Origin of the sequence: Halosolutus amylolyticus (genome assembly GCF_023566055.1) — an archaeon.
GTDB classification, from domain to species: Archaea; Halobacteriota; Halobacteria; order Halobacteriales; family Natrialbaceae; genus Halosolutus; species Halosolutus amylolyticus.
In genome coordinates this window covers 888712-902031 of record NZ_JALIQP010000002.1, presented here as the reverse complement: position 1 = coordinate 902031, position 13320 = coordinate 888712, and the positions used below count along the sequence as shown (strand labels likewise).

The 13320-nt window shown below is 65.1% G+C and carries 14 protein-coding genes and 1 tRNA gene; 5 read left to right on the top strand and 10 right to left on the bottom strand.

Annotated elements, in window-relative coordinates; all coding sequences use genetic code 11:
* Positions 1-47: 47 nt before the first annotated feature.
* From MUN73_RS10830 to MUN73_RS10805, 6 genes are all read right to left on the bottom strand, one after another.
* The gene (locus MUN73_RS10830; protein WP_250140481.1) at positions 48-746 is read right to left on the bottom strand and encodes an SOS response-associated peptidase; all 699 of its coding nucleotides are present in this window, start codon (positions 744-746) and stop codon (positions 48-50) included.
* A 455-nt stretch (positions 747-1201) separates the two neighbouring features.
* Positions 1202-1283, bottom strand: a tRNA-Ser gene (locus MUN73_RS10825).
* 47 nt (positions 1284-1330) lie between these two features.
* Positions 1331-1579, bottom strand: a complete 249-nt coding sequence (locus MUN73_RS10820) for a DUF7981 family protein (RefSeq protein WP_250140480.1) — start codon at positions 1577-1579, stop codon at positions 1331-1333.
* Between the two features lie 6 nt (positions 1580-1585).
* The gene (locus MUN73_RS10815; protein WP_250140479.1) at positions 1586-1966 is read right to left on the bottom strand and encodes a Rid family detoxifying hydrolase; all 381 of its coding nucleotides are present in this window, start codon (positions 1964-1966) and stop codon (positions 1586-1588) included.
* Between the two features lie 54 nt (positions 1967-2020).
* Positions 2021-3232, bottom strand: a complete 1212-nt coding sequence (gene ilvA / locus MUN73_RS10810; RefSeq protein WP_250140478.1) for a threonine ammonia-lyase — start codon at positions 3230-3232, stop codon at positions 2021-2023.
* Between the two features lie 251 nt (positions 3233-3483).
* Positions 3484-3915, bottom strand: a complete 432-nt coding sequence (locus MUN73_RS10805) for a gamma-glutamylcyclotransferase family protein (protein ID WP_250140477.1) — start codon at positions 3913-3915, stop codon at positions 3484-3486.
* A 124-nt stretch (positions 3916-4039) separates the two neighbouring features.
* Here MUN73_RS10805 and MUN73_RS10800 point away from each other — a divergent pair, with 124 nt between their 5' ends.
* Positions 4040-5107 (top strand): DUF7490 domain-containing protein, encoded by a 1068-nt coding sequence (locus MUN73_RS10800; RefSeq protein WP_250140476.1) that lies wholly within the window; start codon positions 4040-4042, stop codon positions 5105-5107.
* A complete protein-coding gene (locus tag MUN73_RS10795) occupies positions 5100-5498 on the top strand; it encodes a DUF8060 family membrane protein (RefSeq protein WP_250140475.1) in 399 nt (132 codons plus the stop codon). Before MUN73_RS10800 ends, MUN73_RS10795 begins: the two co-directional genes overlap by 8 nt.
* 135 nt (positions 5499-5633) lie before the next feature.
* Here MUN73_RS10795 and citZ read toward each other — a convergent pair whose 3' ends face one another.
* From citZ to MUN73_RS10780, 3 genes are all read right to left on the bottom strand, one after another.
* On the bottom strand, positions 5634-6782 hold the full coding sequence (gene citZ / locus MUN73_RS10790; protein WP_250140474.1) for a citrate synthase: 1149 nt from the start codon (positions 6780-6782) through the stop codon (positions 5634-5636).
* A 159-nt stretch (positions 6783-6941) separates the two neighbouring features.
* The gene (locus tag MUN73_RS10785; protein ID WP_250140473.1) at positions 6942-7586 is read right to left on the bottom strand and encodes a helix-turn-helix domain-containing protein; all 645 of its coding nucleotides are present in this window, start codon (positions 7584-7586) and stop codon (positions 6942-6944) included.
* 154 nt (positions 7587-7740) lie between these two features.
* On the bottom strand, positions 7741-8103 hold the full coding sequence (locus MUN73_RS10780) for a cell division protein SepF (RefSeq protein ID WP_250140472.1): 363 nt from the start codon (positions 8101-8103) through the stop codon (positions 7741-7743).
* 553 nt (positions 8104-8656) lie between these two features.
* Between MUN73_RS10780 and MUN73_RS10775 the strand changes: the two genes are divergently transcribed.
* The 3 genes from MUN73_RS10775 (at position 8657) to MUN73_RS10765 (ending at position 12486) form a co-directional block, all read left to right on the top strand.
* Positions 8657-10453 (top strand): S8 family peptidase, encoded by a 1797-nt coding sequence (locus MUN73_RS10775; protein ID WP_250140471.1) that lies wholly within the window; start codon positions 8657-8659, stop codon positions 10451-10453.
* Between the two features lie 115 nt (positions 10454-10568).
* Complete coding sequence (locus MUN73_RS10770) at positions 10569-11327, top strand: DUF1028 domain-containing protein (protein ID WP_250140470.1); 759 nt, start codon at positions 10569-10571, stop codon at positions 11325-11327.
* 355 nt (positions 11328-11682) lie between these two features.
* Positions 11683-12486: a hypothetical protein gene (locus MUN73_RS10765; RefSeq protein WP_250140469.1), complete on the top strand. Its 804-nt coding sequence runs from the start codon at positions 11683-11685 to the stop codon at positions 12484-12486.
* A gap of 44 nt (positions 12487-12530) precedes the next feature.
* Here MUN73_RS10765 and MUN73_RS10760 read toward each other — a convergent pair whose 3' ends face one another.
* Complete coding sequence (locus MUN73_RS10760) at positions 12531-13295, bottom strand: inositol monophosphatase family protein (RefSeq protein WP_250140468.1); 765 nt, start codon at positions 13293-13295, stop codon at positions 12531-12533.
* Positions 13296-13320: the final 25 nt, after the last annotated feature.

Genomic DNA, 13320 nt, shown 5'->3' with positions numbered 1-13320 from the left:
CAGTTCAGAGTCCACTCACTCGATCTCGATCGATGCCGGCCGCACGATCAGTCGATCTCAATCGGTTCGACCAGCGACGGCTCGTCCACCGACGGATCGTTGACCGCCGTCGACACCGGATACGCCCGCATCTCGTCGGCCGGAAACGGTTCGAGGAGGTCCCGCGGATCGCTCGCCGTCAGCCACTCCCGCTCGCGATCGGGCGGGAGGACCGCCGCCATCCGGTGGTGCAGGTCCGCGACCAGGTCGTTCGGCTCGGTGGTGACGATCGTGAACGTCTCCAGCGGCCCGTCGTCGCTCGCGTCGTCGACCCCACCGCCGAACGCGTCGAGTCCGGCCTGGGTCGTTTCGGGCTCCCAGCGCTCCCACAGCCCCGCCATCGCGAACGGCCGATCGTCCTCGAAGGCGACCCGGTAGGGCTGGGTCCCCGATTCCGTCTCGACCCACTCGTAGAAGCCGTCCGCCGGGACCAGACACCTGCGTCGCTCGTAGGCGTCCCGAAAACTCGGCTTCTCGTCGATCGTCTCCGCCCGCGCGTTGATCAGGCCGTCGCGATCGTCGTCGGCCCACGACGGGACGAGTCCCCACTCCATGCGCCGGCAGACGTCGGGTTCGTCGCCCGTGATTACCGGCAACTCCTGCCCGGGCGCCACGTTGTACCGCGGTCGAAACGACCCCCTAACCGCGGCGTCGAACCGCTCTTCGAGTTCGTCCCGCTCGATGACCAGCGTATACCGGCCGCACATAGCCGTCCAGACGCGCCGTCGATACTAATCACTGTTCGTCCAACCATCTCAGTCGCCCCCTCGAACCACTCCCCTCCGAACCCGGTATGAGGTGTCTACCACTCGTTCTGCGACCGGTACGGCCCCCGTTACGATACCCGATCGAGGCGCAGTTCCCGTCGGGGTCACGATCCAGCATGACCGATCGCTACGAACTCGTGGTGTGTCAGGACGGGTTGCTCGAGATCCGGGACCCGGACGATCCCGATCGGTGGCTCAAGACCGATACTCCCGCCGAGATCGAGCAGTAGGTACTCGATCGTCGGCAGCCGATTTCGATCGATCGCTGGTTCGACTGGTATCAGGACGTCCTCCGTTCCGCACGTGACCGCCGGCGCTAGCGCAGTTCGCAGTGTCCTCCACTGCCGTTTCGAATTCTAAAAACACCGCTCTTGTCGGTGTGAAAGGTCGAAAAACGCCAGGACTGGGATTTGAACCCAGAATCCCGAAAGGGAACACGCTTTCCAGGCGTGCGCCTTACCGTTCGGCCATCCTGGCTCACCTCATCCTAACCACGTCCGTCGTTTAACTGTTACGAGACGACCTCACTCCTCGGCCCGATCGGCGGCCCGCCTCGCGATCGAGTCCTCGAGCAGGTACGCCCCGATCGCGGCCCCGAATCCGACCAGCGCGGCGATCGCGACACCCTGGACGATCGTCACGAGCGGTGTGACGACCAGCGCGTACCCCTGGAGGAGTACGAGGAAGGTCAGCGCGCCGACGGCACCCCACAGGAGGGCGGATTTCTGCCGGGCCGCGGCCGTCGGTTCGAGTGGAGAGCGATCGGCACTCACGCGCGCTCACTCGAGCGACGCGACGGCCTCGATTTCGACGCCGACGCCTTTCGGGAGGGCGGCGACTTCGACGGCGCTCCGGGCCGGCGGTTCGTCGTCGAAGTAGGCGGCGTAGGCCTCGTTCATCGCGTCGAAGTCGTCGATGTCGTCGAGGAAGACGGTCACCTTGAGGATGTCCGCCGACGTCGCGCCGGCCTCGTCGAGGATCGCGTCGAGGTTGTAGAGGGCCTGTTCGGTCTGGGCCGCGATCGGTTCGTCGTCGAGCAGTTCGCCGTCGGCGGTCATGGGGATCTGGCCGGCGGTGAACAGCAGCGAGTCGTCGGTCGTCGCCTGACTGTACGCGCCGACTGCGGCGGGTGCGTCGTCGGTGTCGATGATTCGTTTCACGTCCGAGTTCTCGGCCCGGCGTGGCTTAAAAGCAGGCGAAGCGATCGCGGACGATCAGACGAGGACGTCGACCTCGTAGCCCGATTCGCGCATGTCATCGAGGAACCGATCGACGTGGTCGGGGCCGCGCATCTCGAGTTCGATCTCGACTTCGGTGTCGCTCATCTCGACGTCCCGGGAGGTTCGATCGTGGTGGATGGCGTAGATGTTCGCGCGGTGGGCGGTGAAGATCTCGAGCAGGTCCTCGAGCGCGCCCGGCTGGTCTTTCAGCACGGTGCGGATCTTGAGGTAGCGGCCGGTCTCGACGAGCCCGCGGACGATGACGTTCGTGAGCGTGTTGAGGTCGATGTTGCCGCCACAGAGGGCGGGGACGATCGTCTCGTCCGCTTCGTAGTCGAATTTCTCGAAGAGGAGCGCGGCCAGCGGAACTGCGCCCGCGCCCTCGACGAGGGTCTTCGATCGCTCGAGCAGGTAGACCGTCGCGACCGCGATCTCCGGGTCGGAGACGGTGACGACCTCGTCGACACGCTCCTGGATGATCGGGAAGGTTCGTTCGCCGACGCTCCGGGTCGCGATCCCGTCGGCGATCGTGTCGACGCCGTCGAGCGAGACGCGTTCGCCCTTCTCGAGCGACGTGGCGACGCTCGAGGCGCCCTCGGCCTGAACGCCGATCACGCGGGCGTCGGGGTTCTTCGCCTTCACCGCGGTCGCGATCCCGCTGATGAGTCCGCCGCCGCCGATCGGCACGACGACGGTATCGACCTCGGGGCAGTCCTCGACGATTTCGAGGCCGATCGTGCCCTGGCCGGCCATGACGTACTCGTCGTCGAACGCGTGGACGTAGGTCCGGTCTTCCTCGCGTTCGATCTCGTGGGCCCGCCGGGCGGCCTCGTTGTAGTCCGTGCCGTCGAGGACGACCTCGGCGCCGTAGTTGCGCGTCGCTTTGACCTTCGAGATCGGCGCGTGTTCGGGCATGACGATCTTCGAGTCGACGCCCGCGCGGGACGCCGCGAGCGCGACCCCCTGGGCGTGGTTGCCCGCGCTGGCGGTGACGACGCCGGCCGCCTTCTCCGCCTCGGAGAGGGTCGCGATCCGGTTCGTCGCGCCGCGGATCTTGAACGCGCCGGTCCGCTGGAAGTTCTCCAGTTTCAGGTGAACGTCGGCACCGGTCATCGCGGAGTAGGTGTGGGAGTACTCGAGCGGGGTATGCCGCGAGGTTTCGCGGACGCGATCGCGTGCCTCGAGAATATTCGAGAGTTCGAGCATACGCCCGTCTACTCGGCGCGTGTTGTAAGAGTTACTGTCAGGGAGCGGCGGATCGATCGGCGGTGGGCCGTCGCCCCGACAGGGACGTGCTGCCGGTGGCAGCACGACAGGGAATACAGGGAATGCACGGCGTGTGACGTGCGAGTGTAGACGGGGGCCGGGACTACATAAAGGTCATGGAGGCGGGCCGAAAGTAAAATCGCACGACAGCGGCGGGCAAATCGCGGCGTCAGACGCTGGACAGACGATCGTCATTCGTTACTTTCTATCATGACTCCTGTCGACGAGAGATACTGTTCGACCCGGCGCGCGAACGCCCCACCGCCGGTCCACTCGCAGTCGACAGCCAGTCGGTCCGGATCGCCGACGTACGTCCAGACTGCATCCGGTTCCCCGGCGTCCGGGTCGCTCCGCGGGACGGCGACGCGGACGTACAGCCCTCGATCGACGCCCTCGTAACGATCAAGACGATCGAGTCCGGCCGCGTCGACGGCGAGCAGTCGTCCCTTGACGGTCCCGCCGGGGACCAGCGTGGGGTACCGCCCATCGACCCGGTGGAGGCCGTCGAGGGTCGCCGATCCCGTGAACTCCCACGTCGGTTCGTCCTCGATACCGTCACCGGGACCGAGAACGTCCTCGACCTGTATCGGGTTCGTCAGCGTTCCGTACACGAAGACGTACATGGTGGATACCCGTACCCGCAGATCGCCACACGCGATCGCGCGATCGTCGCCCGCGCCCGTGGCCCGAACGTGTTTTCGTCCCGACCACACAAAACACTTATACAACTACCTCAGTGAAGCTGACATGAAACGGGAGTCCGCCCTGCTCGTCGCCGCGCTCGTGGTCGCCGTCGCGGCCCTGACGAGTCTCGCCCTCTCCGGTGCAGTCACCGATCCCAGCGCCCCCGACACGGAGGCTGCGATCGATCGCGCCGGAACCGCATCGTTGCTCGAAGTGACGATCGCCGCCGACGAGGTGTCCGGCGAGACGGTCACACTGGCGGTCGATACCTACCTCCAACACGAGGGTCGACCCGTCGAGAACGTCACGGTAGTCCACCGGACGATGGACGCCGACGACAGCCTCGTGGTCGACGTCACCGAACGCGAGGTCGGGACGCTCGAGAGCGAATCCGAGGAAGTCGTTCCGGGGACCGTCGACGTCCCTCGCGAGGGGGCCCACCGGATCGAGACGATCGTCTACACCGACGGGACGCGAACCGAAACGGTGACCCACCGCGTCTCCGGCCTCGATTCGCTGACGCCTGCCTACGCCGACACCGGCCTCGAGTTCCACAGTTACACCGGTGCGCTCGTCGACGTCCCCGCGATCGAGTACGAGGTCGAGTCGACGACCGACGGCCGGGCCACACTCGAGGTCAAGAGTTACCTCACGAACGCGGGCGACGAGACGGCGGACGACCTCGAACTCGAACTGAAGGCGCGTCAGGCCGACTCGAACATCGTCGCCGACTCGGCTACCGTCGACCTCTCGGGCGTCGAACCCGGCGAGACGATCAACCCGACGGCCGAACTCGAGGTCCCCGACGAGTACGCCTACCACCTCGACGGCATCCTCCGGCTCGACGGCACCATCGTCGCGACCGATCGGGCCGGGGCCGACCTCCGTCCCAACGCGACGGACGGTGACGCCCTCGATACGGGCGAGTTCGACGACGACGCGGACGAGAACGGCTTCGAGGCCAGCGAGGCGGACGCCGAGTCGCACGACGAGGCGGCCAACGGCGCGGACGACGAGTACGACAAGGAGGACGACGCGAGCGCCGACAATACCCCCGGTTTCGGGGTCGCCGTCGCCGCAGTGGCACTGCTTGCAACTATCGCGTTCGCACGGAGGTCCTCGAATGAGTAACCCGACACCCGACTCGACGATCGAATCCGACGACGAATCGCCCGCCGAACACGCACACCCCGACCCCGGTGCCGATCGCGCACAATCCGGTACCGAAGACGACTCCTCCGCCGATCAAGCGCCGATCGAATCCGACGACGGCGCGACCGAAGCCGACGCCGGCGTCGATCTCCAGTCGGCCGCGGTTCGGCGCTACCTCGCGTGGGGCGCACTCGGGGTCTGTTCGGTGGTCGCGCTGTTCGCGCTCGTCCAGTTCTACGGCAGCGTGGCCAACGCGATCGACCTCTGGATCGAGCCCAGACACCAGCCGCTGATGCGCGCCGCGTTCAACCTCGTCGTCCTGCTCGCCTCGCTGACCGGCGTCTCGCTTGTCGTCCGGGAACTCAGCTGACGGCGCACACGACCCGAACGGTGCGGTGACGGCCGGCGCGGTGTCACGTGGCGTTCGATCGCCGATCGATGGCGTGGTCACTTCTTGCCGCCGTGAGACGCGCAAAAACGAATCTGAGGCCGCGTCAGTCGCGACCTATCGCTCTTCGAGCGGGACGAACTCCTGGTCCGTGGGGCCCGTGTAGCGCGCACGCGGGCGGATCAGGCGGTTCTCCTCCTGGTACTCGAGGACGTGGCCGACCCAGCCGCCGACGCGGCTCATCGCGAAGATGGGCGTGTACATGTCGATCGGGATGCCGAGCTGGTAGTAGACCGACCCGGAGTAGAAGTCGACGTTCGGGGCGATCCCCTTCTCGACGAGGCCCTGCTCTTCGGTGAGGAACTGTTCGATGGTCGTGGTGTAGTCGTACCACTTGTCCTCGCCGTTTTCGGCGAGTTCCTCGCTTCGCTCCTGGAGGATCTTCGCACGGGGGTCCTTGACGTTGTAGACGCGGTGGCCGAAGCCGGGGATCCGCCGCCCCTCTTCGTTGGCCTGCTCGACCCACTCGCGGTGGTCGAGTTCGCTCTCGTCGATCTCGAAGAGGACCTCCATGACGTCCTGGTTCGCGCCGCCGTGGAGCGGCCCGGAGAGCGCGGCGACGCCGCCGGTGACGGCGCTGTAGATGTCGGCCATCGTCGAGCCGATGACCATCGACGTGAACGTCGAGGCGTTGAGCCCGTGATCGGCGTGCAGGATGAGCGCCTGGTCGAAGGTCTCGGCGTGGACGTCGCTCGGTTCCTCGCCGGTCAGCATGTAGAGGAAGTTCGCCGCGAGTCCGAGGTCCGGGTGCGGGTCGATCGGGTCCTCGCCCAGACGATACCGCTCGAAGGCCGCGAGCGCGGTCGGGATCTTGGCGGTGATGCGTCGCCCCTTCCGCAGCGTCGCCTCCAGGTCGTCGGGTTCGACGTCGTCCTCGGGTTCGTACGCCGAGAACATCGAGACCGCAGTCCGGAGGGCGGCCATCGGCCGCTCGTCGGCCTCGGCGAGACGCTCCATCGTCGCGAGGACGTCCTCGTGGACCTCGCGCTCTTCGTTGATCGCCTCGGTGAACTCCGCGAGCTCCGCCTCGTCCGGGAGGTGTCCGTGCCAGAGCAGGTACACGACTTCCTCGTAGCTCGCCCCGCGAGCGAGCTCCTCGATCGTGTATCCGCGGTAGATCAGCCGACCTTCGTCGCCGTCGATCGAGCTGAGTTCCGACTCTGCGACCAGAACACCCTCCAGCCCTTTCTTGAGGTCGTCAGCCATAGTGGGAGTTTCGCATCCCGATGGAAAAGTATTGTCGTTTGTCCGCTGTCACGGCCGAATGCGTACGATGTCTTCGTTTACGTCCGGTCACACGGCTGACTGATGGGTGGGTCTCGGTGCGAAGGTGAACGCGCGTCAACCGGATCCCGTTCTGGATGATTATTTTTCCAGGATTGCGTCCAGTAGCTTCGTCTGGGCGGCGGCCAGGTGCTCGGTGAACGTCGACCTCGCGACGCCGAGTTCCTCGGCGACGTCGGTCGCGTTCGCTCCTTTCGGATACGCGAAATAGCCCATCTCGTGGGCCGTCTCGACGATCTCGCGCTGGCGCTCCGTGAGCCGATCCCGATCGACGACGACCGGGTCGGCCGTCGACCCCTCGTGGTCCTGGCTGAGTTCCTCGACGACGACGCCGTCGAAGTACTCCCGGAGGTCGTCGACGATCGTCGCGATCGTCTCGAGTTCGAGCGTCCGGAAGGTGAGCAGCAACGCCCCGTCCTGGGCCCGGACCGACGAGATCGGCGTTCCCGAACGCTCGACACGTTCACACGCACAGTCGGCCGCACTCTCCCGTTCGAAGCGGTAGACTTCTTCCCGGTCGTTCGACTGGACGGGCGTCAGTTCCGTGTCGCTCTCGGTCGCGACCGACGTCCCGGCGGTCACGCTGAACTCCTCGACGACCGTTCCGTCGGAGGCCGTCCGTGACCGCGTCACCGAGTCGATCGGTTCGTCCGCACACTCCGACGCGCTGGCGACCGGACACCCTGCGGGATCGTCGATGACGACTGTCGCTCGAAACCCGGACATACCCGTCGTTTGGCGTCCCACTCTCATAACCCGGTGCCGTAATTCCCGCACGGTGAAAACACCTCTCACGGACCGTCGTGACGGCCGACCGGTTACGGGGTGGAACGGGTGACGGCGTCGAGTGCCGTGATTCGATCGGAGAGCGGAACGGCTCTCAGAAGTTCTGGCCCAGTTTCTCGCGACTGATCCGGACGCCGGTCGGCGTGATAATGATCTGGTCGTCACCTTTCCGGACGATGTCGCCGTCGACCTCCTGGGCGACCTGCCGGAGTTCGTCGACGATGTGTTCGACGGTTTTGTCCTCGGTGCGGAGGCGCGTAATGTCCGCGACGACCAGGTCGCCGTCGTAGACGGCGTCTTTGATGTCGATGGCGTCGGCCTGGTTGTCTACCTCGGCGATGTGGACCTGCATCGTCGCCTCCGCCGACTCCGCGGGTACGTCGTCGAGGTCCAGTTCGACGTAGTCCTCGGCGGTCCGCGACTGGTTGCCGCCGAGAATTTTGCTCATGAGTCCCATTGCCGATATCCACCGGGGCCGCGAGTATAGTTCTTACGTCAGACGGAGTGTCACGGGAATCGAAACGACGTCGTGCAGTGACCGTTCGAGGCGGTCCCCCGAGGCCCACCCGGGTACCCTGACCCTCACCGACGCGGCAGGGTCCGTCGCTGCCGAGGCAGATACCATCACCGCCGAAATGCAAGGCACTGTACCGACGCGCGCCGTCCATTTTTGGCCTCAGCATTCGAAACTCACCGACGAGTTTTCCGATACCACCTTATATGTATTTAATATATGTGTGTCGGAGTAGATAATGTTCAATAACTGAAGTAACTTTAATATATTGTAGTATATGTATCGAAAACAGGTGCATGGCACGTCCAGTCATGGCACGTCATCTGTGAACACGGTTCGCCGATAGCCGTGTTCCGGCGTGGGACTGACCGGCGTGTCGACTCGATGGCGGGGGAAGGTTGCCGCGGTCCGTCGTCGAGGAGGGCATCTACCGGCCGATGGTGGCCGGTGTGCCGGGATCGGGACGCGTCACGGATGCTGTGCACCCCCACAATCTATGACAGACAAACACGTCACTCGCCGCCGTCTGCTCCGAAACACCGCTGCAGGCGTGACGGCAACGGGAATGGCAGGTACAGCAGTCGCACAGGAGTCACCCGGGCGAAAGATCGTCGGACTCACCGCCGACGCACCCTTCGGACTCGCGCGAAAGGCGGCGAGCGAAGTCACGCACGAACTGGACTTCGATCGGGTCGGGAAGGTCGTATCCGGCAGGTTCCCGGCGGAGGCGATCGAGGGGCTGGAGAAGAACCCGAACGTCCGCTACGTCGAGGACGAGGGCACGATGCAGGCGCTGGCACAGACGCTTCCGTGGGGCATCGATCGCGTCGACGCGGACGTTCTCCACGCGAACGGCGAGACCGGCAACGGCGCCGATATCGCCATCATCGACACCGGGATCGACGCCGACCATCCCGACCTGCAGGCGAACCTGGGGACCGGCGAGGACTTCACCGGGACGGGGTCGTGGGACGACGACAACGGTCACGGTACCCACTGTGCGGGCATCGCCGACGCCGTCGACAACAGCGAGGGCGTCGTCGGCGTTTCGACGGAGGCGACGCTACACGCGGTGAAGGTACTCGACAGTCAGGGAAGCGGGACCTACTCGGACATCGCGGCCGGCATCGAGTGGGTCGCCGACCAGGGCTACGACGTCGCGTCGCTGTCGCTCGGCGGCAGTTCCGGCAGTTCCGCCCTTCGGGACGCCGTCCAGTACGCACAGAGCAACGGCGTGTTGCTCGTGGCCGCGGCCGGCAACAGCGGTCCGTGTTCCGACTGTGTCGGCTATCCCGCCGCGTACTCGGAGGTCATGGCCGTCTCCTCGACCAACAGCAGCGACGGCCTGTCGAGTTTCTCCTCGACGGGGCCGGAGATCGAGATCGCCGCCCCGGGCAGCGACATCTACTCGACGTACAACGACGGCGGCTACAACACCCTCTCGGGAACGTCGATGGCGTGTCCGCACGTCTCCGGCGCCGCGGGCCAGTTGATGGCCAACGGCTACACCAACTCGGAAGCGCGCCAGACGATGAAAGACACGGCCGAGGACCTCGGCCTCGCGAGCAACGAACAGGGCGCTGGCCTGCTCGACGCCGAGGCGGCGGTGACCGGCGGCGGCAGCGACCCAGTCCTCACCGTCTACACCGATTCGGCGACCGGGGTCGGCGAGACGGCCGCGACGCTGAACGGGACGCTGAACGATCTCGGCGGTGCCAGCAGCGCGGACGTCTACTTCGAGTGGGGCGAGGCCGGAAGCGGCCTTCCGAACACGACGAGCACCCAGACACTCACGTCGACGGGTTCGTTCAGCGACGACATTTCCGGACTGTCCTCCGGGACGGAGTACGAGTTCCGCGCGGTCGCCAGCGGGAGCGACGGCAGTTCCGACACCGGAGCCACGCAGTCGTTCACGACCGACAGCGGGGACGGTGGCTGTTTCATCACCACGGCAACTGCGGGTGAAGGACACACGCTGAACTCGCTGCGACGGTTCCGCGACGAGTCCATGTCGGCGACGCCGGTGGGTCGCGGTCTGGTCGGACTCTACTACCGGATCAGCCCCCCGATCGCCGAGACGCTGGAACGGAACCCCGAGAGTCTGACGGCCCGGACCACCCGATCGATCGTGGACCGGTGTGCCTCGCTGTCGGACCGACAGGACGAGACCGACTCGCCCGCCGAAAGCGCGTTCCTCGGCGTCGTACTCACGATGCTGTACGTCGTCGGCATCCTGATAGGTGCCGGTGGCCACGCCGGAATCCGCACGCGAGAGCTGCTGGACTCGTCGTGAGCGTCGGTCGCGATCGCATCGATATCCGGAAACGTGTGTCCCACGGCCCCGATCGGCCGGGTCACGGCTGGCCGCGATACTGACTTTTTTGCCGGTTCGTTGCCTGTAGTCGTGCATGACATTCAGCATCTGCGTCCACGAATCGTACGAGACGCCGGACGGCGAGTCACACCGGCGGTTCGGCGTCGCCGTCACGACCCGTCTGCCGGGCGTCGGGACCCTCTGTCCGTTCGTCAGCGAGAACTGCGCCGTCGCGACCCAGAGCCTGGTCAACGTCGACCTCGGCCGACGGGGGATCGCCTACGTCGACGATGGACTCGCGGTCGAAGACGCGCTGGAGGCCCTCCTCAACGCGGACGAGGGCGCACCTCAGCGACAGCTCCACGGCGTCGACGCCGACGGAACGTTCGCGTTCTCCGGCGCGGAGTGTGGCGACTGGTTCGGCCACCACGAGGGCGACCACTTCACGATCGCCGGGAACCTCCTGACCGGCGAGTCCGTCCTCGACGCGACCGCGGCGGCCTACGAGGCGTCCGCGGTCCACGAGGCGGTCGACGACACGAGCGGCAGTCCGCGAGACGGCGAGGGCCCCGACCCGCTCGCGAAGCGACTGATCGACGCGCTCGCGGCCGGCGACCTGGAGGGCGGGGACAAACGCGAGGGCCTGTCCGTCCAGAGCGCTGCGATCGCCGTCGAGACCACCGAGGAGTACGACGTGACCCCACCGTACAACGACCTCCGGGTGGACGCGACGGAGACGCCGATCGCCGACCTGCGGGAGACGTACGACCTCGCAGTAATCGGCTACGAGGATACCCTCGATCGGTACGAGGAGGCGTACGAGGCGGATTCGCTGGACGAAACGGACGAGTGAGTTACCCGGAATACTCATCAGTCGAATCGATGCTCGTCGAACCGGTCGCCGCCGTGTAGAACGGCTTCGTCCGTCCGTGGTATCTTGCGATCGAGAGAGTGATTCACGGATGACAGTGGGTATTGAAGCGAAAGGTCATCCGTTTACGGGGGTAAGACCGATCTCGACATCCATCTCCAGCCGTGGTTACGAGCGTAGCCGTCCACGTAGCTATTTCCGGACCGGTATCGATAGCCTGCGTATGCGTGATCGACCGTTGCGATTCAGCCGCCTATCGACGTGCTCTCTGGTTGGTCTCGGACCCAACGCAATCGATATCGACTATCGTGATTCTCGTCCTGACTTTCCGGATTCTGTGACGGAGGCAGTAGACGCAATCTGGACGGACCAGCGCGAACGAAACGATCGACTGTTCGACGGGCCGATGCTATCCGTGACCGACGCGGTTCCGGACCGAAACCGGATCCGTACGGAACGAACGTCGTTCAGGTACTTTCTCGCGAAACGCGCCCTGCTCGCGGGGGATTTCACGGCCGCGGAATACGGATTGTCCGACGAGCAGCGAGCCCTCCTATTGAACCGACTTCGAGTCCTCTCGTCGGTTACGGCCGTCATCGCCGGTGAAGAACTGCTCATGGGCGTTCGGAGTGCATCGGTTTCCGGCCCCGGTACCCTCTCGTTTCCAGGAAGCGGATACCTCGATCCGTCCAAAGACACCACGTCAGACGGGACGATTGTTCCCACACGGGAACTCGTCTTACGGGAGATCGAAGAGGAACTCGGTTTCAGCGACGGAATCGACGCGATTCGATGTCTGGGAATCTTCGAGGATATCGTCGACGGCTATCACCTCAATCCGGCGCTGTTCTCGGTCGTCGAGGTCGGACGCTCTCGGACGGAACTCGACACGATCAGCGAGACCGCAGCCGATGCCTGGGAATTCGATCGATTCCTGTCCGTTCCGCTCGACGCCGAGTTCCTCGAGCGACTCCTTTCGGAACTCCCGAACGTCCCCGCGCACCTGCTTGGAACCGATCGACCGTGTACTCTCTCGCCGAAGGCGTGTCTGATGTTGCACCTCGCAAGTGGACATCGCTTCGACAGGCAATGGTTCGATCGCGTCTCCCGGACCGTCCCGATCGAAATCACGGCCCCGTGACTCCCGGCTCGGTACCGTTCACAGGAACGTTCCGAGCCCGTCTTCTACGGTGAGATCCCGTACGTACGATCGAGAACGTCACCGTGCAGCCGTCGGTTCGAGGCGACGAAGTCGCCGTCGACTCTCGCTATCTCGCCGCCCGCAGCTTCGACGAGAAGGAGGCCCGCCGCCCGATCCCACTCGCTTTGCTCGAATCCGCACGCGGCGTCAGTTCTGCCTGCGGCCAGATACGCGAGATCGAGCGCTCCCGAGCCACTCGACCGCAAACCCTCGACGTTGGAACCGAGGGCGCGATGTGTCTCCCAGACGGCTGCTCGATCGGTACACGCCGAGGAGTACGGAACAGACACGAGAGCGTTCTCAAGCGCGTTCGTCTCGGACACCCCAATAGCGGTACTCTCCTCGGAGACGACGCCGTCCGATTCGAGTGTGGCCGCGTACAGATCGTCGCTCATCGGTCGGTAGATGACGCCTGTGTGGAGACGGTCGTCGACTTCGAGGGCGATTGATACCGCGAAATCCGGAATGCCACGGACGTAATTCGACGTTCCGTCCAGCGGATCGACGATCCAACGATTCTCACCGGAGCCGATGGTCCCTCGCTCCTCCGATAGGATCGCGTGATCGGGAAACGCCGCCGTGAGTCGATCGAGTATCAGCCGCTCCGATTCGTGATCGATCCGCGATATCGGATCGCCCGACGATTTGTAGTCGTACTCGAGAGTGATACCGAACTGCTCACGCTGGTATCGCCCAGCTTGTCGCGCTGCCTCGATCGCGATATCGAGATATCGATTCGATGTCTCCATCAACCGTCTCGTGATTGGTGGAGCG